Annotated in this window: 27 protein-coding genes; 17 read left to right on the top strand and 10 right to left on the bottom strand. The window is 65.9% G+C overall.

Annotated features, from left to right (window positions below):
- The first annotated feature begins 80 nt into the window (after positions 1-80).
- The 3 genes from ASD87_RS15970 to ASD87_RS15960 all read left to right on the top strand — a co-directional run bounded on the left by ASD87_RS15970 (position 81) and on the right by ASD87_RS15960 (position 2,954).
- Positions 81-1,007: a LysR family transcriptional regulator gene (locus ASD87_RS15970; RefSeq protein WP_056323466.1), complete on the top strand. Its 927-nt coding sequence runs from the start codon at positions 81-83 to the stop codon at positions 1,005-1,007.
- A 106-nt stretch (positions 1,008-1,113) separates the two neighbouring features.
- Positions 1,114-1,914, top strand: coding sequence for a class II aldolase/adducin family protein (locus ASD87_RS15965; RefSeq protein WP_056323463.1), 801 nt, complete (start codon positions 1,114-1,116; stop codon positions 1,912-1,914).
- Positions 1,915-1,994: 80 nt separating this feature from the next.
- Positions 1,995-2,954 carry a tripartite tricarboxylate transporter substrate binding protein gene (locus ASD87_RS15960; RefSeq protein WP_056323460.1) on the top strand — a complete coding sequence of 320 codons (960 nt, stop codon included), beginning with the start codon at positions 1,995-1,997 and terminating at the stop codon, positions 2,952-2,954.
- 26 nt (positions 2,955-2,980) lie between these two features.
- On the opposite strand, the gene ASD87_RS15955 is transcribed toward ASD87_RS15960, so the two are convergent.
- Positions 2,981-3,649 (bottom strand): DUF4286 family protein, encoded by a 669-nt coding sequence (locus tag ASD87_RS15955; RefSeq protein ID WP_056323458.1) that lies wholly within the window; start codon positions 3,647-3,649, stop codon positions 2,981-2,983.
- A gap of 112 nt (positions 3,650-3,761) precedes the next feature.
- Positions 3,762-4,682, bottom strand: a complete 921-nt coding sequence (locus ASD87_RS15950) for a LysR family transcriptional regulator (protein ID WP_056323455.1) — start codon at positions 4,680-4,682, stop codon at positions 3,762-3,764.
- A 239-nt stretch (positions 4,683-4,921) separates the two neighbouring features.
- Between ASD87_RS15950 and ASD87_RS15945 the strand changes: the two genes are divergently transcribed.
- From ASD87_RS15945 to ASD87_RS15920, 6 genes are read left to right on the top strand one after another with little or no spacing between them, the layout of a single operon-like run.
- The gene (locus ASD87_RS15945; protein WP_056323453.1) at positions 4,922-5,929 is read left to right on the top strand and encodes an ABC transporter substrate-binding protein; all 1,008 of its coding nucleotides are present in this window, start codon (positions 4,922-4,924) and stop codon (positions 5,927-5,929) included.
- 3 nt (positions 5,930-5,932) lie between these two features.
- Entirely contained in the window at positions 5,933-6,787 is an 855-nt protein-coding gene (locus ASD87_RS15940; RefSeq protein ID WP_369818543.1) for an ABC transporter permease, read from the top strand.
- A complete protein-coding gene (locus ASD87_RS15935) occupies positions 6,787-7,608 on the top strand; it encodes an ABC transporter ATP-binding protein (protein ID WP_056323449.1) in 822 nt (273 codons plus the stop codon). The genes ASD87_RS15940 and ASD87_RS15935 overlap by 1 nt, the downstream gene beginning before the upstream one ends.
- A 27-nt stretch (positions 7,609-7,635) precedes the next feature.
- On the top strand, positions 7,636-7,818 hold the full coding sequence (locus ASD87_RS15930) for a DUF4089 domain-containing protein (RefSeq protein ID WP_056323446.1): 183 nt from the start codon (positions 7,636-7,638) through the stop codon (positions 7,816-7,818).
- Positions 7,815-9,203: an AtzE family amidohydrolase gene (locus ASD87_RS15925; protein ID WP_056323445.1), complete on the top strand. Its 1,389-nt coding sequence runs from the start codon at positions 7,815-7,817 to the stop codon at positions 9,201-9,203. Before ASD87_RS15930 ends, ASD87_RS15925 begins: the two co-directional genes overlap by 4 nt.
- A 43-nt stretch (positions 9,204-9,246) precedes the next feature.
- On the top strand, positions 9,247-9,954 hold the full coding sequence (locus tag ASD87_RS15920; RefSeq protein ID WP_056323441.1) for a GntR family transcriptional regulator: 708 nt from the start codon (positions 9,247-9,249) through the stop codon (positions 9,952-9,954).
- Between the two features lie 50 nt (positions 9,955-10,004).
- Here the strand turns inward: ASD87_RS15920 and ASD87_RS15915 are convergent, their stop codons facing one another.
- Positions 10,005-10,544 (bottom strand): antibiotic biosynthesis monooxygenase, encoded by a 540-nt coding sequence (locus tag ASD87_RS15915; RefSeq protein WP_056323439.1) that lies wholly within the window; start codon positions 10,542-10,544, stop codon positions 10,005-10,007.
- Positions 10,545-10,745: 201 nt separating this feature from the next.
- On the opposite strand from ASD87_RS15915, the gene hpxZ reads away from it, so the two are divergent.
- Together hpxZ and ASD87_RS15905 are read left to right on the top strand one after the other, a co-directional pair.
- Positions 10,746-11,120 carry an oxalurate catabolism protein HpxZ gene (hpxZ, locus tag ASD87_RS15910; RefSeq protein ID WP_056323436.1) on the top strand — a complete coding sequence of 125 codons (375 nt, stop codon included), beginning with the start codon at positions 10,746-10,748 and terminating at the stop codon, positions 11,118-11,120.
- A gap of 156 nt (positions 11,121-11,276) precedes the next feature.
- Positions 11,277-11,831, top strand: coding sequence for an NADPH-dependent FMN reductase (locus ASD87_RS15905; RefSeq protein ID WP_056323434.1), 555 nt, complete (start codon positions 11,277-11,279; stop codon positions 11,829-11,831).
- 733 nt (positions 11,832-12,564) lie between these two features.
- Here the strand turns inward: ASD87_RS15905 and ASD87_RS15900 are convergent.
- Entirely contained in the window at positions 12,565-12,780 is a 216-nt protein-coding gene (locus ASD87_RS15900) for a dodecin (protein WP_056323431.1), read from the bottom strand.
- A gap of 188 nt (positions 12,781-12,968) precedes the next feature.
- On the opposite strand from ASD87_RS15900, the gene ASD87_RS15895 reads away from it, so the two are divergent.
- On the top strand, positions 12,969-13,487 hold the full coding sequence (locus ASD87_RS15895; RefSeq protein ID WP_056323428.1) for a DUF6496 domain-containing protein: 519 nt from the start codon (positions 12,969-12,971) through the stop codon (positions 13,485-13,487).
- Positions 13,488-13,553: 66 nt separating this feature from the next.
- Here the strand turns inward: ASD87_RS15895 and ASD87_RS15890 are convergent, their stop codons facing one another.
- The gene (locus ASD87_RS15890; protein WP_056323427.1) at positions 13,554-14,456 is read right to left on the bottom strand and encodes a LysR family transcriptional regulator; all 903 of its coding nucleotides are present in this window, start codon (positions 14,454-14,456) and stop codon (positions 13,554-13,556) included.
- A gap of 113 nt (positions 14,457-14,569) precedes the next feature.
- On the opposite strand from ASD87_RS15890, the gene ASD87_RS15885 reads away from it, so the two are divergent.
- The gene (locus ASD87_RS15885; protein ID WP_056323424.1) at positions 14,570-15,364 is read left to right on the top strand and encodes an SDR family NAD(P)-dependent oxidoreductase; all 795 of its coding nucleotides are present in this window, start codon (positions 14,570-14,572) and stop codon (positions 15,362-15,364) included.
- Between the two features lie 27 nt (positions 15,365-15,391).
- Complete coding sequence (locus ASD87_RS15880) at positions 15,392-16,405, top strand: zinc-binding alcohol dehydrogenase family protein (RefSeq protein WP_056323421.1); 1,014 nt, start codon at positions 15,392-15,394, stop codon at positions 16,403-16,405.
- 64 nt (positions 16,406-16,469) lie between these two features.
- Here the strand turns inward: ASD87_RS15880 and ASD87_RS15875 are convergent, their stop codons facing one another.
- From ASD87_RS15875 to ASD87_RS15855, 5 genes are all read right to left on the bottom strand, one after another.
- Positions 16,470-16,826 (bottom strand): hypothetical protein, encoded by a 357-nt coding sequence (locus ASD87_RS15875; RefSeq protein ID WP_056323418.1) that lies wholly within the window; start codon positions 16,824-16,826, stop codon positions 16,470-16,472.
- 67 nt (positions 16,827-16,893) lie between these two features.
- Positions 16,894-17,796 carry an aldose epimerase gene (locus ASD87_RS15870; protein ID WP_056323416.1) on the bottom strand — a complete coding sequence of 301 codons (903 nt, stop codon included), beginning with the start codon at positions 17,794-17,796 and terminating at the stop codon, positions 16,894-16,896.
- 96 nt (positions 17,797-17,892) lie between these two features.
- Positions 17,893-18,288 (bottom strand): YkvA family protein, encoded by a 396-nt coding sequence (locus tag ASD87_RS15865; RefSeq protein ID WP_056323414.1) that lies wholly within the window; start codon positions 18,286-18,288, stop codon positions 17,893-17,895.
- 200 nt (positions 18,289-18,488) lie between these two features.
- Entirely contained in the window at positions 18,489-18,698 is a 210-nt protein-coding gene (locus tag ASD87_RS15860) for a cold-shock protein (RefSeq protein WP_056323411.1), read from the bottom strand.
- 196 nt (positions 18,699-18,894) lie between these two features.
- Positions 18,895-19,359 (bottom strand): hypothetical protein, encoded by a 465-nt coding sequence (locus tag ASD87_RS15855; RefSeq protein WP_056323407.1) that lies wholly within the window; start codon positions 19,357-19,359, stop codon positions 18,895-18,897.
- A 257-nt stretch (positions 19,360-19,616) separates the two neighbouring features.
- Here ASD87_RS15855 and mutS point away from each other — a divergent pair, with 257 nt between their 5' ends.
- The 3 genes from mutS (at position 19,617) to ASD87_RS26630 (ending at position 23,901) form a co-directional block, all read left to right on the top strand.
- Positions 19,617-22,271, top strand: a complete 2,655-nt coding sequence (gene mutS / locus ASD87_RS15850; protein ID WP_082586311.1) for a DNA mismatch repair protein MutS — start codon at positions 19,617-19,619, stop codon at positions 22,269-22,271.
- A complete protein-coding gene (locus tag ASD87_RS15845) occupies positions 22,268-23,461 on the top strand; it encodes a cupin domain-containing protein (RefSeq protein WP_056323404.1) in 1,194 nt (397 codons plus the stop codon). Before mutS ends, ASD87_RS15845 begins: the two co-directional genes overlap by 4 nt.
- A 218-nt stretch (positions 23,462-23,679) precedes the next feature.
- Complete coding sequence (locus tag ASD87_RS26630; RefSeq protein ID WP_081101139.1) at positions 23,680-23,901, top strand: endopeptidase; 222 nt, start codon at positions 23,680-23,682, stop codon at positions 23,899-23,901.
- The last annotated feature ends 18 nt before the right edge of the window (positions 23,902-23,919 follow it).

Raw genomic sequence — 23,919 nt, 5'->3', positions numbered from 1 at the left:
CTTTTTGAACAAAAAAAGTATGCTGCGGCAGGCCGCAAATGGTCTTGCCGGCCCTGCTTTTTCACTCTGGAATTCGCCCCATGGAATTGCGCCAACTCCGTTACTTCGTCCGCGTCGCCGAACTGGGCAGCATTGGCCGGGCCGCGCGAGACCTGGGCGTGGTGGCCTCGGCGCTCAGCCAGCAGATCAGCCGGCTGGAAAGCGAGCTGGCCACGCGGCTGCTCACGCGCAGCACCACGGGCGTGACCACCACGCCCGCCGGCGCGGCCTTCCTGCGGCAGGCGCAGCTGACGCTGCGGCATGCGGAAAGCGCCATTGCGGCCGCGCGCGAGGCGCGGTTGGCCGGCACGGTCAGCGTCGGTTTCGCGCCCACCACCGCGTCGCTGCTGGCGCGTCCGTTCTATGCCGCCATGACCGAGCGCTATCCCAACGTGCGGCTGCATCTGGTCGAGGGCCTGTCGGGCAACCTGGGCGACCTGCTCAACGCCCGCCGGCTGGATCTGGCCGTCCTATTTCAGAACGACAGCGCGCAAGGCCGCAGCGTGGTGCCGGTGCTGGACGAACGCCTGTTCCTGCTGGCCCCGCGCGGCATGATGGAGCGTCCCGATGGCGAACCCGTCCGCATGGCCGATCTGGCGGGGCTGCCGCTGGCCGTCACCAGCAAGGCGCACGGGCTGCGCGCGTGGGTCGAGGCGGCTTTCGAGCGGGCCGGCATCGAGCCCTGGATCGGCGTCGAGGTCGACGGCCTGACCACGTTGATGGACCTGGTTCAGGCCCATCCGATCGCGACGATCCAGCCCGGCGCTGCCGTGGCCCGCGTCGAAACCGGGCTGCTCAGCATGCACCCCATCGACGACCCATATCTTTTTCGCCGCAACCAGATCTACTGCATCAGCGACGACGAACTATCGCCCGCGGCCCTGGCCGCGCGCGTGGTGCTGCTGGACGCCATGCGCGCCCTGGTCCGGCACGGCGGCTGGCCAGGCGCCACCCTTCTCGATTCGTGATGCCCCCATACGCTTAGGATCCCTAGGCGGTCGGTTTTCTAGAAGATAAATTGATCCACATCAAGTCGCGGCAGCGTGCCGCGGCGATTTACCTTCACGAAATCCGATGACCACTACTCCGAATCGCCCCGGCCGGCTGGGCATTTCCTCCATGCGCCCCCACTGCTCCGACGCCGAGTGGCAAGCCCGCGTGGACCTGGCGGCCTGTTACCGGCTGGTCGAGCTTTACGGCATGGCCGACATGATGGCCAACCACATCTCGGCCCGCGTGCCCGGCGAGGACAACGCGTTCCTCATCAACCCCTACGGCATGATGTACGAGGAGATCACGGCCTCCAGCCTCATCAAGGTCGACCTGGACGGCACCATCCTGTCCAAGCCCGACTTCGGCGATCTGAACTACGGCATCAACAAGGCCGGCTATGTGATCCACAGCGCGGTGCATGCCCACCGCCACGAGGTGGACTGCGTCATCCACACCCACAGTTGGGCGTCGATGGCCGTGTCGTCGCTGGAATGCGGCCTGTTGCCGCTGACGCAGACCGCCATGCGATTTCTGAAGATCGGCTACCACGATTACCAGGGCGTGGTGCTGGGCACCGACGAGCAGGCCTCGCTGCTGGCCGATCTGGGCCAGGGCGAGGCGCTGATCCTGCGCAATCACGGCGCACTGACCGTGGGCCGCACCGTGGGCGAGGCCTTCAACTGGATGCACCGCCTGGAACTGGCCTGCCGTTCGCAACTGGCGGCCATGGCAACGGGCGCTCGGCTTCAGCCCGTGCCGCAACCGGTGCTGGAAGAAACCTGGAACAACTACCAGCCTGGCACCCGGCGCCCCTACGGCGTCATGGAGTGGCCCGCGCTCTTGCGCAAGCTGGACCGGATCGATCCCGGTTACCGCGACTGACCATCCGATTTTTCAGCGTCCCGGCCGGCGTGGCGGCACGGGGCCCTCATCACACGACAACGACCACGCGAGGAGACATCATGAAAACTGCCCAAGCCCTGCTCGCTTGCGCGGCGCTGGCGGGCGCCTGTACCGCGCCCGCCGCCATCGCCGCCGGCTATCCCGACCGGCCGGTCAAGGTCATCGTGGCCTTCTCGCCCGGCGGCACCACCGACACGCTCACCCGCAGCGTCACGAACACGCTCACGCAGAAGCTGGGCCAGCCCTTCGTCGTGGAAAACAAACCCGGCGCGGGCGGCAACATCGGCACCGAGTACGTGGTGCGCGCCGCGCCCGACGGCCACACGCTGATCGTGAACTCGGTCGGCCCCATCGCCGTCAACCCGTCGCTGAACAAGCTGTCCTACGATCCGCTCACCGACCTGGTGCCGATGGTGCAGATCGCGACCGTGCCCAACGTGCTGGTCGTGCCGCCGTCATCGCCCGCCAAGGACATCCAGGGCTTTCTGAAATACGTGAAGTCCGCGCGCGATCTGAACTACAGCTCCACCGGCGTGGGCACGTCGTCGCACCTGTCCAGCTACATGCTGATGGACGAACTGAAGGTCAACGCCACCCACGTGCCGTACAAGGGCGCGGACGCCGTGAACGACCTGCTGGCCGGCCGCATCGACTTCATGTTCGCGACCATTCCGTCCGTGATCGGGCACATTCGCGCCGGCAAGCTGCGCGCGCTGGCGGTCAGCACGCAGCAACGGTCCGCCACCCTGCCCGAGCTGCCGACCATCGCGGAATCCGGTTATCCGGGTTTTGACGCGGGTTCGTGGTTTGGCTTCTTCGCCCCCAAGGGCACCCCGCAGCAGGTGGTCGATCTGGTCAACCGCGAAGTCAACGCGACGCTGCCCGCCTTGAACGAGCAGATGCTGCGTGAAGGCGCCGAGCCGGTCGGCGGCACGCCGGCGCAGTTCGCCACCTTCATCAAGAGCGAACACGACAAGTGGGCCGTGCTGGTCAAGAAGTTCGATCCGCAGGCGCATTGACGCGCTGGGCCGCAAGCGGCAAGCCGCTACGCGAGGTCCGCCCCCTCCAGCTTCCACCCCAGCGCGTACCACCACGCTGCGGCGGGATCGGCATCAAAAGCCGCGGCGGCGCCATCGCGCAAGGTTCGCGCCGCGGCCGGCGTGCTGGCCTCGACAACAAACAGGGGCGACAGCACGCGGCCGCTGGCGGACTCTCGCGGCAGCGGGGTGCTGAGCGCCGCGTCGGGCACCAGCAGACAAGACCGCACGAAGCCGTCGACCTCACGCAATTCGGCGCCGGCATTACGCGCCCGTCCCACCGGCGCACCCGCACAGCCCACCGGCAAGGGCAGCACCACAAGCTGGCTGCCGCTGCCCGCGCCGGTCACCGCTTCCACCGCGCACACGCGACGCATCGGATCGCGCATGCGGTCCAGGTTGGCTACCGACCAGGCGGTCTGACGCTCGAACGCGGCGCGGTAAGCCGCCGTGGTGAACGCGCCCAGCGACTGGGTGCGGTACAGGCCCAGATACTTGCGCCCGCCCTGCACGGACACATAGCGCGCGCCCGACAGGAAGCCGGGAATCCGCACGCGTTCCTCGACATGCTCGCGGTCGTACCAGCGGTTGAAATCGGGTTCATCGGCGGGATCGACGTCGGTTGCGACGAAAAGCAGCCCGTTGGGCACAAGCGGGAATTCGGAATCAGGCGTCATGGCGGCAGAGGGTCGGGATGAGCAAGGCCTCATCTTCGGGCGCAGGCCGCCGCGCGGCAAACCAATAAATCTTGCACCCGGCAACAGAATTACTGAAAGCGATCCGGGGTTTTCACCCTTGCCAACGGGCCGGTTCGGCCTGCGGGGCCACCACCGCGGCCGTGAACTGATCCGACGCGCGGCAGGCCAGCTCGGCAACCAGCCGGATGGCGTCGGACCCGCCGCTTTCCAGGTAGCTCACCACCAGCAGCTGCGGCGGCGCCGGCAGGTCGGTGCGGATCACCTGGATCTCGCCGCGCGCGACGTATTCGTAGATGGGAGGCAACGGCACAAGCGCGCGGCCGAACCCGCTGCGCACCAGCCGCGCCAGCGCCGAGATCGAGCTGACGAAATGCACCTTGCCTTGCGGCATGCCCACCTCGCGGTACAGCGCCTTGAGCGCCTCGTGCGGCTGCGAGCCCGGGCTCATCGTCAGCACCGGCTCGCCCAGCAGGTCATGCACCGTCATGGCGTCTTCACCCCCCGCCGGCCCGACCCAGCCCATTTCCATCGGCAGGCACGGCATGCTGATGATGCCCGTATCGTTCAGCACGTCCGTCTGGAACGCGATGTCCAGCGTGCCTTCGCGCAGGCCGCGATGCAGGGCGCGCGTGGTTTCCGACGTGAGCTGCACCTCGATGCCCGGATACGTCGATCGCAGGTTCGTCAGAAAACCGATCAGCCACGTATGCACGACGGTTTCGATCGCACCGATGCGCACCAGACCGGCGACCTCGTCGCCCCGCTTGCCCAGCGACAGGATCTGCTGGCGGATCTCGAGCAGGCGCTCGCCGTAGTCCAGCAGCCGTGTGCCGACCGCGGTGAGCTTCAGTTCCTTGGCGTCGCGTTCGAACAGGCGCGCGCCGATGTCTTCTTCCAGCGACGCGACGCGGTTTGCCACCGCCGCCTGCGTGATGTGCAGGCGGTCGCTGGCGGCGCGGAAACTGCCCAGCCGGGCGGACCACAGAAAGGCTTCGACAAAACGCGTGTTCATGGGCCAGATGCTACTGCCATCCCGGCGGCCGCGCGTGCCCGACTGCGCGGCGAGGCGCTATGTCCCCTTATGTGGTGCGCCTTGCACCATTTTGGTTCACGGCGGGCACCAGCCTGAAGCGGCAAGGGGCGCACCACGGGGCAAACCCTCCCTCGCGCAACCTGGCACGGGTATTGCTTGATGACTGGTATGCAAGCTTGTCTACAAGCGCCCCCACTCAAGCAGCCCAGGAGCCTCACATGATCGATCGCAACGCACCCTACGCCTTCAACGCCACCCGCCGCCGCCTGATCCAGGGCGCCGCCATGGGCGCCGCGGCGCTCGCCGCCCCGGCGCTGGTGCGCGCGCAATCGGGTCCGGTCATCCGCATCGGCTTCTGGCCCGTGGCCGCAGGCCTGCCGTTCTACGCCGCCATCGAGAAAGGCTACTTCAAGGAAGCGGGCCTGAACGTCGAGGCGCTGAAGTTCGCCGGCGCGCAGCAGGTCATGGAAGCCATGCTCGCGGGCCGTGCCGACGGCAGCGCCAACGGCACGGGCTCGGCCAACCTGGCCATCGGCGAGATCGCCTCGCCCGGCCTGTTCAAGATTTTTGCGTCCAACCCCAGCAACGTAAAGAACGTGCTGGACGAGTTCATCGTCGCAAAAGACAGTCCCATCAAATCCATCGCAGACCTCAAGGGGAAAAAGGTCGGTTCTGGTCCCGGCATCCAGAATTCCACGCTGGCCAAGGCAGTACTGGAGCGCGCCGGCGCAACCGGAGCAACCGTGGTCGAGTTGGCGATCAGCCAGCACGTCGCCGCGGTTGCCGCCGGCCAGTTGGATGCGTGCTACACACTTGAACCCACGGGCACGGTGGGCCGCCTGAACGGCACGACCCGCGTGCTGGAAACGGGCGTGATCGCCAAATACGTGCTGGGCGATCCCATGGCGCCGTGGTTCGGCGGCTCGGCCTCGCTCACCACCGCCTTCCTGAAAAAGCATCCCGAGGAAAGCAAGAAATTCATCGCCGCGTACGCGCGCGGCATCGAACTGATCCGCACCAACCCCGCCGAGGCGCGCCCCTTCCTGAAGGGCTACACCGCCATCGAAGGTCCGATGACCGAAGAAGTGCCGCTGGCCGCCTACACGCTGCATAACGAGTTCACGCCCAGCGACGTGCAGTACTTCCAGAAGTTCTTCGACCTCTTCACCGACAAGGGCATCTTCGCGCAAAAGGTCGACGTCTCGACCATGCTTTACAAGGGCTGATCCATGACCGCGACCACGGCTACGGGCGCCACGCCCGCCCCTTCCACGGCCTCCAGCACCGCGCCACCCAAGGCGCAGACGGCCATGTCCAAACCGCCGCGCAAGTTCAACAGCGCGCGCCTGCTTCCCCTGATCGGCCCGCTGGCGCTGTTCATCGTGTGGGACCTGGTGGTGCGGCTGCAGCTGGTCAGCCCCGTGCTGCTGCCCACGCCCAGCGCCACCATCGTGGCGCTGGTCAAGGGCATGGCGGGCGGACCGCTGCTGGCGGACTTCCTGTCCTCGCTGAACCGCACGGTGCAGGCATTCCTGATCGCCGGCGTGATCGGCGTGCCGCTGGGCGTGCTGCTGGGGAGCAATGAAAAGGCTTACCGCAGCGTCGAGTTCCTGGTGGACTTCTTCCGCTCCACGCCGTCCTCCGCGCTGATCCCCCTGTTCCTGATGATCTTCGGCGTGACCGACATGAACAAGATCGCCATCGCCGCCTTCGCGGCCGTGCTGGTGATCCTGTTCAACAGCGCCTACGGCGTCATCAATGCCCGCAAGCAGCGGGTGATGGCGGCGCGCGTGATGGGCGCCTCGCGCTGGCAGATCTTCAAGGACGTGCTGATCTGGGAAAGCCTGCAGCCCACCTTCGTCGGCCTGCGCAGCGGCGTGTCGATGGCGCTGGTCATCGTGATCGTGGCCGAGATGTTCATCGGCTCGGACAGCGGCCTGGGCAACCGGATCATCAATGCGCAGCAGGTGCTGAACGTGCGCGAGATGTATGCCGCGATCCTGGCGGCCGGCGCACTGGGCTATGTGCTCAACATTCTCTTTCTCGTGCTGGAAAAGCGCGTGGTTCACTGGAGCGGCCGATAATGTCCACCGTCATCAATCCCGCCATCGCCCCCGGACCGGCTGCCGCGCCCTTTCAGCCGGGCCCGCTGGGCACGCACATCACCATCCGCGGCCTGACCAAGTATTTCGCCGGCTGGCCGCTGTATGAAGACTTCAACCTGGACATTCCCAAGGGCAAGATCGTATCGGTCTTCGGTCCCAACGGCTGCGGCAAGTCCACGCTGATCAACATGATCGCGGGCCTCATCCCCATCGATGCCGGCGAAATCCTGTTCGACGGCAAATCGCTGGCGCAGACCAAGATCGGCTACGTCTTCCAGAACTACCGCGAAGCCATGTTTCCGTGGCTGCGCACCATCGACAACATCGCCTATCCGCTGCGGCTGGAAGGCCGCAGCAAGGCCCAGGTCGACGCGCGCGTCGAGGAACTGGTGGCCTCGTTCGACGTGAAGTTCGATCTGAACCGCTATCCCTACGAACTTTCCGGCGGCCAGCAGCAGACCGCCTCGATCATGCGCGCACTGGCGCCCGGGCCCGAGGTGCTGTTCCTGGACGAACCGTTTTCGGCGCTCGACTTCGAGATGACGCTTTTCATCCGCGAGAAGCTGCAGGAAGTCTTCCTGCAGACCGGCACCACCATGCTGCTGGTCTCGCATGACCTGGAGGAAGCCGTGTACCTGGCCGACCAGGTTTTGCTCCTGACCAAGCGCCCCACGCGGGTCGCCGAGATCCTGGACTACACGGATGCGCGCCCTCGCACAGTCGAGACGCTGTCCGAGCCCAGCTTCATCCAGATGAAGAAACTGAGCCTGGAGATCTTCCAGCGCGAAGTGCGCAAGTAACCCACGCCATCACCGGGAGCATCCGCCATGACACAGGAAACCATCGACCAATACGTGCGCAGCGCGCTGGCGCTGTCGGGGTATGCGCTGCGCGAGTCCGCCACCGAGCAGGTCGCGCAGCAGTTCGCCCGCATCCACGACATCGCCGCCGCGTTTGCAGACGAGCCGCTGCCGGTGGAACTGGAATCGGCCTCGGTGTTCCGCCCGTGACCGGCCCCGCTCACGATATCGCCCGCCAGGTGCGCAGCGGCGAACGCAGCGCCGTGGCGGTGCTGGACGCCACCCTCGCCCGCGTGCGCGAGCGCGATCCCCGCTACAACTGCTTCACGGCCCTGACGGAAAGCCGCGCGCGGCAGGAAGCGCTGGCCATCGATGCGCGCCGGGCGCGCGGCGACACGCTGCCGCCGCTGGCCGGGGTGCCTTACGCCGTGAAGAACCTCTTTGATGTCGCCGACGAAGTCACGCTGGCCGGCGGACGCGTCAACGCGTCCAATCCGCCCGCCAGCCGCGATGCGCTGCTGGTGGCGCGGATGCGCGAGGCGGGCGCCGTGCTGATCGGCGCACTGAACATGGATGAACACGCCTACGGCTTCACCACGGAAAACACGCATTACGGCGCGTGCCGCAACCCGCACGACACGGCCCGCATCGCGGGCGGCTCGTCCGGCGGCAGCGCCGCCGCGGTGGCCGGCGGTCTGGTGCCGCTGACCCTGGGGTCGGACACCAACGGCTCGATTCGCGTGCCGGCCTCGCTATGCGGCGTCTTCGGCCTGAAGCCCACCTTCGGCCGCCTGCCGCGCACGGGCTCCTTCCCCTTTGTCGGCAGCCTGGATCATCTGGGGCCCTTCGCGGGCACCGCCGGCGATCTGGCCGCAGCTTACGACGCGCTGCAAGGCCCGGACGAGGCCGACATCGCCTGCGCGCAGCGCCCCGCCACGCCCACATTGCCGGCCCTTTCCGAGGGCGCGGGCGCGCTGCGCGTCGGGGTGCTGGGCGGGTATTTTTCGGAATGGGCGGGGCCGCAGGCGCGCCGCGCCGTTGAGATTGCCGCGCGCGCGCTGGGCGCCACCGATGAGGTCGACTTTGCCGCCGCGGCGCAAGCCCGCGCCGCCGCCTTCGTCATCACCGCGGCCGAAGGCGGGGCGCTGCACCGCCGCCGGCTCGTCACGCACTACGACTACTACGAACCGCATTCGCGTGACCGCCTGGTGGCCGGCAGCCTGGTCCCCGCGGCCTGGGTGCAGCAGGCGCAGCGCGTGCGCCATCGCGCCTATCTCGAAGCGCTGGCCCTCTTCGAACACTACGACGTCCTCATCGCCCCGGCCACGCCCGTCAGCGCCACGCCCATCGGCGCGGATTGGCTGACGCTGGCGGGCAAGCAACTGCCGGCCCGCGCCAGCATGGGCCTGCTGACGCAACCGATTTCCGCGATCGGCCTGCCGGTCTGCACCGCGCCCACGTGGCCGGAGCTGGACGAGGACGGCCATCTGCCGCTGGGTGTGCAGCTTATCGCCGCCCCGTGGCGTGAGATCGACTGCCTGCGCGCAGCCCATGCGCTGGAACAAGCCGGCGCAGCCCGCGTCCGGCCAGTCTGACCGCCCATCCCGCCCCACCACCCGCAACGCCTGGAGCCTCGACATGGACACCGCCTTCGCCGCCATCGACATGCCGCGCACGCTGGCCGACTCCGCGTACACCACGCTCAAGCGCGACATCCTGGATTTCCGCCTGGCGCCGGGCGACCGCTTCACCGAGACCGAGATCGCGGATCGCCTGCAGGTCAGCCGCACGCCCGTGCGCGAGGCGTTGTTCCGGCTGGAGCGGGAAGGCTATCTAGAGGTGCGCCAGCGCAATGGATGGCTGGTCAAGCCGCTGGATTTCGAAACGCTGGATCATTTCTATGAGCTGCGCAGCGTGCTGGAAGCGGCCGCAGTGCATGCGCTGTGCGCGCCGGGTCAGTCGCCCGATCCGCTACTGGCGCTGCGTCCGCTTGCCGAGACGTGGCTGGTGGACGAAAACGACCGTTCCAGCGATTGCGAATGGCTGGCGGACCTGGACGAACGCTTTCACGTCGAGCTGGTGGCGGCCGCCGGCAACCCGGAGATCGCACGCGTGCACCGCGCCGCCACCGAGCGGATACGCATCGTGCGGCGGCTGGATTTCACACAACCCGACCGCATCGGCACCACGTACCGGGAACACGCCGCGATCCTGTCCGCCATCCTGGCGCGCGATGCCGTGGGCGCGGCGGAACTGTTGCGCGCGCATATCCAGGACAGCCAGAACGCCGTGCGCAAGATCACGCTGCACCGGCTGTACTCGACCCGCCGCGCCAAGGCCGCGTGAAGGTGAAGGACACCGCCGCGCCCGGCGCGCGGCTCAGCGCCCCCGCGGCCTCAGCCGGCGCGCAGCCAGCGATGCAGCACGCGCGAGATGAATGGAATGCAGAAGAACACCATAATGGGCGTAAGTATCACGCTCGTGATCAGCACGCGCCAGAACACCGGCAGGATGTTCAAGTGTTCGCTCACCAGCATCGAGAACACCAGCAGCACCGGAAAGTAGGCCAGCCAGATGCTGACCGCCTGCTTCCAGCGCGGCGGCGTGCTCGCCTTGGGCGCAAACCAGCCTTCGGTGCCCTTCACGCGATGCTCGTGGCTCGCCCGCACCAGGCTGGCGCCGCGCTCCAGCCACATGCGGCGCGGCAGGGATTTCTCCCACCGGCTCAGGCTCGCCTCGTCCGTGAAGCGCAGCAAGATCTGATATTCGTCGCCGCCTTCGGGCGGCTGCAGCACGCCAGATCCCAGAAACCCCGGAAAGCCCGCCGCCAGGATTTCGCCCTGGCGCATCCAGGACAGGAAATCGCTATAGCGTTCGGGCGCGATGTGCCGCGTCACCATCATGGTGACCGGAACGGAAACGGCGGATGCGGACATGGTGATACTCCTGGGGCAGCGTGCAGCGTGTTATGCACGTTAACCCTAGCAAACGGCGTGCCAGCCTTGCAGCGCAGCAATCCCGCCTTGCGAGGACTTCCGGGGTCCGGCGCGTGGATATTTGCGCACCGCAACACACCCCATATTGGTGATTACCCCTACCTCACGCACCAAGCTGGTGCATACCGGAGATAAGCAGCAATGGACATCAATCTGCCCGACGTCGTGGCCGAGGTCACCGCGGTTGTCGAACGCTACGAAGCGGCGCTGGTTTCCAACGACGTGGAGGTGCTGGACACCCTGTTCTGGAACAGCCCTCATACCCTGCGTTACGGCGCCGGCGAAAACCTCTACGGTTACGACGAGATCCGTGCCTTCCGCGCACAGCGTTCGCCGCAAGGCCTGGCAAGACAAGTCTTGCGCACCGCCATCACCACCTATGGCCGGGACTTCGCCACCGCCAACCTGGAATTCCAGCGCGAGGGTAGCGCCCGCACCGGACGCCAGAGCCAGACGTGGATGCGCACCCCCGAAGGCTGGCGCGTCGTCGCCGCCCATGTCAGTCTGATGACGTGACATCGTCGATCGCCCGCGTACCGTCAAGGCGCGCGGGCCCTGCGGGCATAAGGCCGACATTACCGAACGCCTTGTGAATATTCGCAAACGGCATTGAGCCCGGACTTCTGCAGGTCTACACTGGCCGTTCCCTTTTCCTTGTTGGAGCCCCTGCTCATGAGCACATACAAGATTGCGGTTTTCGTCGGAAGCCTGCGCGCCGCCTCGATCAATCTGCGCGTGGCGCGTGCGCTGGAAAAGCTGGTTCCGGCCGACTTCAAGTTCGAGTATGTGAGCCTGGGCGACATCCCGCTCTACAACCAGGACAACGAAAACAACCTGCCCGCCCCCGCCGCCAAGCTCAAGCAGCAAATCGCCGACGCGCAGGGCATCCTGTTCGTGTCTCCTGAGCACAACCGCTCGGTCCCGGCCGCCATCAAGAACGCCATCGACTGGGGTTCGCGTCCGTGGGGTCAGAACTCGTGGACCGGCAAGGCCGTCGGCATCCTGGGCGCATCGCCCAGCGCCGCGGGCACGGCCATGATGCAGCAACACCTGCGCAACATCCTGGCCGCCGAAGGCGCCAACGCGCTCACCACACCGGAAGTCTTCCTGCAGTATTCCGAAGGCCTCGTCGACGACCAGTTCACCATCACCAACGAAGGCACCCGCAAGTTCCTGCAGGGCTGGGTGGACCGCTACGTCGACTGGATCAAGAAAATGAACGCCTGATCTGCCGCCGACGCCGGCCACGCCCCGCGCGTGCCGGCGCCGATCGCCCGATCTACCTCCGGGCGATCAAGCCCCTCGATGCGTCGAGGGGCTTTTTTTATCGTTGGGTGCCAGACACCATCGCATCTTCCGGCTCGCCCCCACTTATCCCCTCCAACTGTGGAGAAAGGTGAGGACAGCCTTGGGGCAGATCAAAAATTCCCTGTCTCGGCAAGCACTTGCGACGCGCGGTCAATAAATGCGCAATCATCCTTATGGACGATTTCTGATGGAGTTATCCCCGGTTTTCGGCGTTGTTGGGGGTGTCAGGGCGATGGCGCACGCCCGAGTGTGGATTTGTCCCCGCCTTCTGTGGACAAGGATGAGGACAGTATGAGGGCAGGTGGAAAATCCCGTTTCATATCAATACCCTACATAGCGTGGTCAAGAAAGGCCCAAACGCGGTTTAACCGTGCTGAGGTTGTCCCCGCCAAATGTGGATAAGCCTGAGGACAGTCTGCGAGTACTCTGCCAAAAGCCTTGCAGATCATCGACTTGCAGGGTGCGGGCAAGAATCGCTCACCGTGCCGCCGCCGCAGCGCGCGGGATGAGGACGAGATGGGACGGTGGACAAGCGGACAGGCTTGTCCCCATGGAATGTGGACAAGCCTCTGAACAGTCGCACAACAAGTACAGAAACTCGTTATGCGACAGTCACTTGCGAGGCGTGGTCAAGCAATGACCAGCGGCGGGATCAGGAATCGCCTTCCAGGCGCATGCCGATCTTCAACCCTACCTGCCAGTACGCCACCTTGCCGTCCTTGATGTGGCCGCGCACTTCGGTCACCTCGAACCAATCCAGGTTGCGCAAAGTTTCGGACGCGCGCTCGATGGCTTTCGCGATCGCATCGTCGGTGGACTTGGTGGAAGAGCCCACCAACTCGATCTGCTTGTAGACATGATTCGACATAGCTCGTCTCCGCATAGGGGGTGAGTCGTGAATCGTCGGTACTTTCGCCGTGTTCCGGCGCTTACGACCGGCAATCCATTCGAACACACAGGATACCTGCGCAGCGATAGAGTGGTGTTACGAGTTCCGTCGCGCGGTCTCGACCGGCGACGGAATCACTTTTGCAATGCGAAGCAAAGGAGACCACCATGCCTGAACGAAAGACCATCGAGCGCGCGAAGCGGGACAAGCGCGAAGGCAAATCAGCATCGACGCAAGCCGGCGAATTCGTGCGCGAGGAAATCGACAATGTGCGCGAGGGCAAGCATGGCGTGCGATCCAGCAAGCAGGCGATCGCAATTGGCCTGTCCAAGGCGCGCCGCGCCGGGGTGAAGCTGGGTACGCCCAAGAACGCCAGCGCCGAGACCAAACGCAAGGCAGCGCAGGACACCCGCGCGGCGCACGACGGCCATGCCAAGTCGAGCACGCGCTCCAAGGCCACGACCAAAGCCCTGAAGAAGGAAAGCACCAAGCCCGCGTCGAAGTCCGCGCTGTCACGCAACGCGACCAAGACGGCCAGCAAGCGCACGGCTGCGGACCGCTCGGCCGCCGCGCGCAAGGCAGCCGCGACCAAGGGTGCGGCTGGACGCTCAGCCGCTGCCAAGAAGGCGGCACGCACGCGTGCAGCGAACAAGCAGGCAGCAGGCGGGCATCATGCGGCGCATTGATATGGCGGTCTGACATAGGCGAACCGATGCTGCGTGGCGATACCGCAGCAATTCCTGAACGTGCGGCTAGCCCGCCTCGAATGCCTTGAACCGTTCCTGCAGAAATTCCCGCAAGCGCCGCACCGCGGGCGATAGCAGCATACGGTGCACGCACAGCAGATAGAGCGGCGACGGCTCGCTGCCATAGCCGGCCAGCAGTTCGACCAGTCGGCCCGCGCGCAAGTCGCTCAGCACGTCGTAGCGCGATTTGTACGCGATGCCGTGCCCAGCCAGCGCCCAACGCCGCACCAGGTCACCGTCGTCGCCCACGCGATCGCCTTTGACCGGAATGGTGAGGCTGGTCCCCTCGTGTTCGAAGGTCCAGCGATCGTGCAGCGTTTCGCCCAGCACGAACGACAGGCAGTTGTGGCGGCGCAGGTCTGCCGGCGTTTGCGGCACGCCATGCCGCGCAAGGTACGCGGGTGCCGCGCATACGACACGCCGGTTGTGTTCGGATAGCGGCAGTGCGACCAGGCTGGAATCGTTCGGCGTGCCGTAACGCACGGCGATGTCGACCGGTTGCCGGTACAGGTCCGCCAGCCGGTCGCTGATGCGTAGCTGGAAGTTGACGCGCGGGTGCTGGCGCTGGAATTCGTCCAGCCACGGCAGCAGCACGTGGCGGCCCAGGTCGGACGGGATCGATACCGACAAGGTGCCGGCAATGTCCGTCTTGTCGCGCGCCATTGCGTTCTTGCCGGCTTCCAGGGTGGATAGCGCCGAGCGCGCATACTCCAGGTAGCGTTCGCCATCGCTGGTCAAACGCAGACTACGTGTTGAGCGCACGAAAAGCCGCGTTTCCAACGCCTCTTCCAGCCGCTTGAGCGCGGCGCTTGCCACGGCTGGCGTCAGGTCGAGCTCACGCGCGGCGGCGGAAAAGCTGCCCAGATCCGACGCGGCGACAAAGATCTTCAAATCCTCGAATCGGACCAATTTGGCCTCATTTTCAAAAATTTATTGAAACTGCCTGCGATGCTAGCCCGTTTTTCATCGGTGCGGAGTGGGTAATCATGCATTCATTCCCCCGACACGCAAGGAGTCCCCGCATGAAAATCGAACTGAACGGCAAGAAGGCGCTTGTCACCGGATCCTCCGGCGGCATTGGGCTGGCGATTGCCATTGGACTGGCCGAGGCCGGCGCGCAGGTCGTCCTGCACGGCCGCAATGCAACCAAGCTGGCGCAAGCCGCTGAGACCGTCACGCAGCAAGTTGCAGGCGCCCAGGTCACGACCGTGCAGGCGGACCTGGCCACCGCGGACGGCGCCGCCTCGGTATGCGCCGCGCATCCCGACGTGGACATCCTGGTCAACAATGCCGGCACCTTCACGCCCAAGTCCTTCACCGAAATCACCGACGACGACTGGCAGTCCATGATGGACACCAACGTCATGAGCGGCATCCGGCTGTCGCGCTACTACCTGCCGCGCATGCTGGCTGCCAACTGGGGCCGAATCGTGTTCATTTCCAGCGAATCCGCCGTGCAGATCCCGCCCGAGATGATCCACTACGGCGTCAGCAAGACCGCCCAGCTCGCGGTCTCGCGCGGCCTGGCCGAGCTGACCGCGGGCACCAACGTCACCGTCAACGCCGTGCTGCCCGGCCCCACCCGGTCCGACGGGGTCGCCGACTTCTTCGCGGAAATGGCCAAGGAGCAAGGCGTCTCGCAAGCGCAGATGGAGCAGGACTTCATCGCCCAGCATCGCCCCACCTCGCTGCTGCGCCGGCTGGCCACCGTGCAAGAAGTGGCCAACATGGTCGTCTACACCTGCTCGACCCAAGCGTCGGCCACCAACGGCGCGGCCCTGCGCGTGGACGGCGGCGTGGTCCGCTCCATCATCTGAACCCCTGAACCGCCGGATGCTCCCGCCATGAAAGCCATTGCCTACTTCAAGAACCTGCCCGCCGACAACGCCGACGCCCTGCAGGACATCACCGCCCCCGAACCCGTGCCGGGCGACCACGACCTGCTGGTGGACGTGCACGCCATCTCGGTCAACCCAGTGGACGTCAAGATCCGCGCCAACCGCAAGCCCAAGGACGGCCAGCCCGAAATCATCGGCTGGGACGCCGCCGGCATCGTGCGCGCGGTCGGCGCGCGCACCAGCCTCTTCAAGCCGGGCGACCGCGTCTGGTATGCCGGCGCCCTGACCCGTCCGGGCGCCAACAGCGAACGCCATGTCGTGGACGAGCGCATCGTCGGCCACATGCCCAAGAGCCTGGATTTTGCGCAGGCGGCCGCCCTGCCCCTTACCACGATCACCGCGTGGGAACTGCTGTTCGACCGCTTGCGGGTCCTGGATAATGCCGCGCCCAGCCAGCGCAGCCTGCTCGTCATCGGAGCGGCAGGCGGGGTTGGCTCGATCCTGGTGCAGCTGGCGCGACAGCTCACCGGCCTGACCGTGATCGGCACGGCCTCGCGTCCCGAGACCCAAGCCTGGGTGCGCGACCTGGGCGCGCATCACGTCATCGATCACACCCAACCACTGGCCGGCGAACTCAAGCGCATCGGCTTTGACAATGTGAGCTATATCGCCGGCTTGACGCACACGGACACGCATTTCCCGCAGATGGCCGAAGCGATTGCGCCGCAGGGCAAGATTGCGCTGATCGACGACCCGGCCGCGATCGATGTGCGGCTGCTCAAGGGCAAGTCAGCCTCCCTGCATTGGGAATTCATGTTTGCCCGGCCGCTGCACAACACGCCCGACCTCATCGCGCAGCACGAACTGCTGAATCAGGCTGCCCGCCTGATCGACAACGGCACGCTGCGCACCACGCTGGGCGAGCACTACGGCAAGATCAACGCGGAAAACCTGCGCCGCGCCCACGCCTTCATCGAAAGCGGCAAGGCGCGCGGCAAGATCGTGCTGGAAGGGTTCTAGAAACGCGGCGATCCCGAACGGGATCGCGTGCGCCGGCGCGCCGCGCCGGGCGCGATCAGGCCAATCAGCCTCGGCCTTCGCGCTTGGCGCGCGCGTGCGGGTCGTTGATTTCGGCTTCCAGTTCGGCGATCAGCCACTGGAACCAGCCGTTTTCCGTGCGGGCATAGACGGCGGCCGCCGGCGTCTTGCCTTCGCGCCAGCCCGGCTGGTGCGTGTCCATCCAGGCAGACAGGCTCTTGTGCGGCGCCAGCAGACCGGACAGCCAGGACCACACATAATCGGGCACGTTGCGGCGAAAACCCTTGGCGCTGGCGTAGATGGTGGGCTCAAGCGGCAGGTTGCCGGCGCGAGCCAGCTTGGCCTGCGTCCGGCGAAGCGTCTCGACCGCAGCCTGCAATTGTTCGGTGCTGAGCTTTTTCACGTAACGACTCCTGATTCTGGTTTGAGCGGATTATCGCCGCAGGGTGCGGCGCTTACCAAGCTGCCATTCACTTTTTCCGCGCTGGCGCAAGCCCCAGCAGAAGCGTGGCGGCAAAACGCTCTCCAGGTTCCAGCACCAGCATGCCGGTTCGGGTCTCGCCCGCCGCCGCCAGATTGAACGCATCGGCCACGTTGCTGACCGGTTCCACGCAAAGGAAATCCGCCCCCGGCGCCGTGTACACCACCAGATGCGCGAACGCCGGATCGGCATGCAACGCCAGTTCGTGGCCGTCGGGCCAGTGCAGCGTCGCGCGGCCCTGCCATTGCGACAGGTACGTGTCGCAGCCTTCGGCGGACTGGCGCAGCTCTCGCACCGTCGTCGTCTTGCTGCCCGCGGGCAGGCCATTCTCGTCCGACGGCCAGATGCGCCGGGCGTGCAGCGCGACGCGCTGCGCCGTGAAATACGGATGAATGCCCATCCCGCACGGCATCGGCGTGTCGCCTCGATTGGTGATGGCCATCTTCAGGCTCAGCCCGCGGCTGTCCAGCCGCCAGCGCTGCACGCATTCAAACGGCCAGGGCCAGCCCAGAACGCCGGCCGGCTGATCCAGCACCAGATCGACACTGTCGGGCGTCAGATTGCGGACCTGCCAACACTGGAACAGCCCCGAGCCATGAATCGCCTGCGGCCGGTTGGGCACGGACTGCAACGCGTAGCGCGCGCCATTGAACGTGAAGACGCCATCGCGGATCCGGTTGGAATACGGCGCCAGCGGATAGGATCCGGCACGCGGCCATCGGCCCGCTGGCCATTCGGTGGCGGTCAGCGGCACGATCCAGTCGTGTCCGCCGGTGGACAGCCGCGTCAGCCGGCCGCCCCCGCCGGGCGCGAGCTCGGCCTGGTGGTCGCCGCTTGAAATGGAAACGCGCTCGCTGGCATCCAGCACGTCAGGAACGGCAATATCGGGCATGGCGTTGAAACTCCCGCGGCGTCCACACGCGCCACGTCGGGACGATTGTGCCCGGCGGCGCGTTGGGGCTGCAAGTTGGCGTAGCCGGGGCGCCGCTCACGCGCCTCGGGCGCCCCACCACAGCCACGCCGCGACGCCAAAGGATATCCAGATCGCCACGATCAATATCGCGCCAAGGAGGCTTCTGGGCTTCGCACCCTTTTCCCGCATCCATTCGTCCGCGCGCAGGCGGCATTCGGCAACGACATCCGCAGGAAGCAACTTGATCGTCAGCCAGATCAGGACGGGAAGCAGCAGGACGTCATCGACATATCCCAGCACCGGGATGAAGTCGGGAATCAGGTCGATCGGGCTCAAGGCATAAGCCACCACGAACACGCCAAGCGCCTTTGCGTACCACGGCGTTCGCGGATGCTTGCCCGCGAACCACAGCGTCACACCGTCACGCTTGATGCGCCTGGCCCAGGCCTTCAACTTTTCGCTTGCGTTCACGGCTGGGCAGGTTATTGATGGGAAACGGCGATTGTAAGAGCCGCCCACCGAACAACCCATCGCGTCTTCAACTTCCGCGATGCGATCAGCAAGTAATCCGCGGTCGTCCAAAAGTCAAAGGGCCGAATCCCTTGCTTCAAAGGATTCGGCCCCACTTGCTAGGTGCCAGCCCGCTTGCCTTGAGGCAAGCCAGCCAGTTCTTAAATCGGTTTGATCATTGTCGCCTGCGGACCTTTCTGTCCTTGGCCGGCGACGAACGATACACGCTGGTTCTCTTCAAGAGATTTGTGCCCGCTGCCCTGAATCTCAGAGTAGTGAGCGAAGAGGTCCTTACCGCCCAGCTCCGGCATGATAAAGCCGAACCCCTTGTCGTTGTTGAACCACTTCACAATACCAGTTTCAATCTTCAATGTAAGTCCTAGATTTTCCAGGGAAAAATATCCCTGCACGCACTATGGGTCATTCGCAGCCACAAAGATATGACCGTTACTAAATGACGCATGTGCCGGCGATGCCACTGAACGCATTCTTGGAAGCCATGCGCGCTACGGCGTCTTGCCCCCGCGGGGCTGGGTGGCCGTCGCCGGTGTCAGACACAAACATTATTCAGCGGGCGCCGGCCGGGCGGCGGGTATCGGCCTTGCCGTCTTTGTCACGCCGGGCTTGGGTGTCCAGCGCGCCGTTGTAGTTTTTCCGGCTGGAAGACGATGAGCCATCGCTATAGCGGGTGTCGTAACCGCCCGTGTAGTTTTTCCGGCTGGAAGAGGACGAGCCGTCGCTATAACGCGTATCGTAGCCGCCGGTGTAATTTGACCGGCTGGTGGAGTTGCTGCCATCGCTGTAGCGGGTATCAAAACCGCCAGTGTAGTTTTTCCGGCTGGTGGAGGTCCTGCCATCGCTATAGGTCGTATCGAAGCCGCCTTGGTAGTTGGAGCGGCTCGACGACGTGGTGCCATCGTCGTACCGGCAATCTTCCCCGCCTTGGTAATTGGCCCGGCAGTTGTCTGCCTGGGCGCCCGCGGCGGCGAGCAAGGAAAGCACGACGAAAGACAGCATGGATTTGACTTTCATTTTGATCCCGATGGCGTGGAGGTCGATGTCATCTCACCGCGTTGTTGTGCGGCCAGGCGACAACCATAGCGACATTTGTCGCGGGCAACTGCGCGTCCATTTCCGAAGGTTATTTCAGCCGATTTCGGCGCGATTCAGCCTGTTTCGTATGCGCACCATTCGTCCAGGTGCGCAGTCATGCGAAAAATCGCAACCCACCGCCAAATCGCCACGCCCCGGCTCGGCGGGGACTTGTCCGCCCCGATACAATCACGGGCATGAATTCTGCACTGCAAAATACCGCCGCCGACGCCCACGCGGGCCACACCCCCATGATGCAGCAATACCTGCGCCTCAAAGCCGAGGCCGGGCCGTTGCTGTTGTTCTATCGCATGGGCGACTTCTATGAAATGTTCTACGAAGACGCCGAGCGTGGCGCGCGGCTGCTCAATCTGACACTGACCAAGCGGGGCTCGTCGAACGGCGTGCCCATCCCCATGGCTGGCCTGCCTGTGCATGCCATGGAGCAATACCTGGCCCGGCTCGTGGCGATGGGCGAATCCGTCGCCATCTGCGAGCAGATCGGCGATCCCGCCGCCTCGAAGGGGCCGGTCGAGCGCCGCATCGTGCGCATCGTGACGCCCGGCACCTTGACCGACGACGCCCTTCTGCCGGCCAAGGCGGATCGCGCGCTGGCGGCCATCTGCGTCAGCGGCAGTGCTCGCGCGCCGCGCGCGGGGTTGGCGTGGCTGAATCTGGCCAGCGGCGAGTTCCGGGTGACCGAATGCGCGCCCGCGCAGCTGGAATCGGAATTGCACCGCATTGCGCCGGCGGAGATCGTTTGCGCCGACACCGCGGAGTTCGACTTTCCGTTCGAGGGCGCCCGCTCCCGCGTGCCGGACTGGCACTTCGAAAGCGACGGCGCGCGCGCGCACCTGCTGGCGCATTTCAAGACGGACACGCTGGCGGGCTTTGACATCGAAGACATGCCGGCCGGCATCTGCGCGGCCGGCGCCTTGCTGCGCTATGCGGCGCGCACGCAGTCGCAGGCACTGGCGCACGTGCAAAGCCTGTCGGCCGAGCGGCCCGGGCAGTTCGTGCTGCTGGATCCGGTCACACGGCGCAACCTGGAACTGACGCAGACGCTGTCGGGCGAAGACTCGCCCACGCTGTTCTCGCTGCTGGACGGCTGCCGCACGCCGATGGGCAGCCGGTTGCTGCGCCGCTGGCTGCATCACCCCTTGCGCGAAAACGACCAGGCGCTGGCGCGCCAGCAGGCCATTTCGGCGCTGCTGGCCGGGCGCATGGACGTGGAGCAGACCTTTGGCTCGGCCGGTCTGCTGGAAGCGCTGCGCGCCGCCCTGAATGCCTTTCCCGACATCGAGCGCATTGCCGCGCGCCTGGCGCTGCGGTCGGTGCGCCCGCGCGAGCTCGCCAGCCTGCGAGACGCGCTGCAGGCCTTGCCCGCGCTTGCCGACCTGGTCGAACCAATGTCCGCCTCGCCGCGCATCGGCGAACTGATCTCGCATCTGTCCGTGGACCCTACCCTGGCCGCCCTGCTGGTGCGCGCCATCGCGCCTGAGCCTGCCGTGGCCATCCGCGATGGCGGCGTGCTGGCAGCCGGCTTTGACGCCGAACTCGACGAGCTGCGCGCATTGGCCGCGGACGGCGGAGACTTCCTTGTCCAGCTCGAAGCGCGCGAGCGCGAGCGCACCGGCATCAGCAACCTGCGCGTGGAGTTCAACCGCGTGCATGGCTTCTACATCGAAGTCACCAAGGGCCAGACGGAGAAGGTGCCCGAAGACTACCGCCGCCGCCAGACGCTCAAGAATGCCGAGCGCTACATCACACCCGAGCTCAAGACCTGGGAGGACAAGGTGCTGTCCGCGCAGGACCGCTCACTGGCCCGCGAAAAATGGCTGTTCGAGCAATTGCTGGACGTATTGGCCGAGCACGTGCGTCCGCTGTCCGACTGCGCGGCGGCGCTGGCCGAGCTGGATACGCTGGCCGCGCTGGCCGAACACGCGCAGCGCCACGACTGGATCGCGCCCGAGCTGTCCGAGCAGGCCGACATCGACATCGAGGCCGGCCGCCATCCGGTGGTGGAACGCGCCATCGAACGCTTCACCCCCAACGGCTGCCGTCTGGATCCCGCGCGGCGCATGCTGCTCATCACCGGCCCGAACATGGGCGGTAAGTCGACGTACATGCGGCAGGTGGCGCTGATCGCGCTGCTGGCGCGCATTGGCAGCTTCGTGCCGGCCTCGCGCGCCCGGATCGGCAAGATCGACCGTATCTTCACCCGCATCGGCGCTGCCGACGACCTGGCGGGTGGACGCTCGACCTTCATGATGGAAATGACGGAGGCCGCGGCCATCCTGTCGGCCAGCACGCCCAACAGCCTGGTGCTGATGGACGAAATCGGACGCGGCACGTCCACGTACGACGGCCTGGCGCTTGCGTGGGCCATTGCGTGCCGCCTGCTGTCGCACAATCGCGCGCTGACGCTGTTTGCCACGCACTACTTTGAACTGACCCGCCTGCCCGCCGAGCAGCCCACGGCCGCCAACGTCCACCTGGCCGCGGCCGAGTCGGCGGGCGGCATCGTCTTCCTGCACGAAGTGCGCGAAGGGCCCGCCAGCCGCAGCTACGGGATTCAGGTTGCCCAGCGCGCCGGCGTGCCCGCCGCCGTCATCCGGCAGGCGACGCGCGAACTTGAACGCCTGGAAGCGCAAGGCGCCCCCACGCCGCAGCTGGGGTTGTTCTCGGCTGCTGCCGAGGCCGACGCCCAGGCGTATGCGCAGGCCGAACGCGCAGACACCATCGAGGCGCTCGACTCCCTGCGCGAGGAGCTTTCCGCCATCGATCCCGACAGCCTCACCCCGCGCGAAGCGCTGGATGCCCTTTACCGCTTGAAGAAGCACCTCCAATGAACCTCGACCATCCGCTTGCGCTCCTGGGCAATCAAAGCCCCAACGACTTCATGCGCCGTTACTGGCAGAAGAAGCCGCTGCTGATCCGCCAGGCCATTCCGGCGTTCAAGCCGCCCGTCACCATCGCGGCCATCAAGAAACTCGCGCGCCGCGACGACGTGGAGTCGCGCCTCATCTGGCGCGAGAACGGCGAATGGCAGATGGAAAACGGCCCCTTTGCGCGTCTGCCCAAGGACAACGAGGGCGACTGGACGCTGCTGGTGCAGAGCGTGGACCTGCACAGCGATGCGGCCGCCGAGCTGATGGCCCAGTTCCGGTTCATTCCGGACGCCCGCCTGGACGACGTGATGATCAGCATCGCCAGCCACGGCGGCGGCGTCGGCCCGCATTTCGACAGCTACGACGTGTTCCTGCTGCAGGCCGCGGGCGAGCGCGAATGGCGCTATGGCCGCCAGAAGGACCTGTCGCTGGAACCGGACTTGCCGCTCAAGATCCTGAGCAACTTCCAGCCCGAGGAAAAGGCGGTGCTGGCGCCCGGCGACATGCTGTACCTGCCGCCGCAGGCAGCCCACGACGGCATTGCCATGGGCGATGGCTGCATGACGATCTCCATCGGTTTCCGGGCGCCGACGCAGGCGACGCTGGCACGCGGCCTCCTGGAAGCGGCCGCGGACCAGGTCATGGCCCGCGTGGGCCTTCTGGGTGGTCCCTATGGCGAGCCCGCCCTGCCCGGCCCGAAGCTGTCGGCCGTCTACCGCGATCCGGCCCAGCCGGCCGTGGACACGCCCGCGGCGCTACCCGACGCACTGGTGGCCGCCACGCTGGAAACGGTGGAAAAGCTGCGCTTTGACGACGCGCTGGCGTCGCGCTTTCTGGGGTGCTGGCTGACCGAGCCCAGCAACCTCAGCGTGTTCGACGCGCCGGAGGGCATGGACGTGGATCTGGAAGAGGACTGGCCCGCATCCGGGCGCCTGGTGCTGGACCGCCGCAGCCGCATGCTCTATCGCGGCAAACAGCTGTTCATCAATGGAGAAACCGTCATGACGCCCGCGGATGCGGCGTTGCGCCTGCTGGCCGATTCACGTAGCCTGGATTGTGCGCATCCCGCCTGCGCCCGTCTTTCCGACGAAGCACGGGCATGTTTGGCCGATTGGCTGGACTCGGGCTGGATTCATTACCGAGCCGAGTAGTATCTGGAAACGTTCGCGTATCCGTGTCACACAGAAAGAAATCAGGTCTGTAAACCGGGTCACATCAAGAAAGACATAACACCAAGCTGAAAGGTTTGTTGCCGTTGGGATGCGAACGATTTAACTTTCCTACGCGATCGGCCTGAACCTTCCTGTAGCCTGAGTTCTGGTTTCCCCTAACGGGGTTTCAAGAGTCGTCATCTACAGGAGTTCAAATAATGATGAGCAAAACCTTGATTATTGCCTCGGTGCTGGCCGTCGCGCTCAGCGCTTGCAACAAGAAGGAAGATGCCCCGGCGCCGGCGACCAGCCCGACTCCCGGCGCCACCACGCCCGCACCTGGCGGCACGCCGCCGGCCTCGCCCGCACCGGCGGCCCCGGGCACGACGCCTGGCTCCGGTTCGACCACCCCGGGCGGCTCGACCACCCCCGCGTCGTAATCCTTCAGGCACGAACCC

This window comes from Achromobacter sp. Root170 (assembly GCF_001428165.1).
GTDB classification, from domain to species: domain Bacteria; phylum Pseudomonadota; class Gammaproteobacteria; order Burkholderiales; family Burkholderiaceae_B; genus Achromobacter; species Achromobacter mucicolens.
The sequence above is the reverse complement of the archived record's forward strand: the minus strand, read 5'-3'. Positions and strand labels throughout refer to the sequence as shown.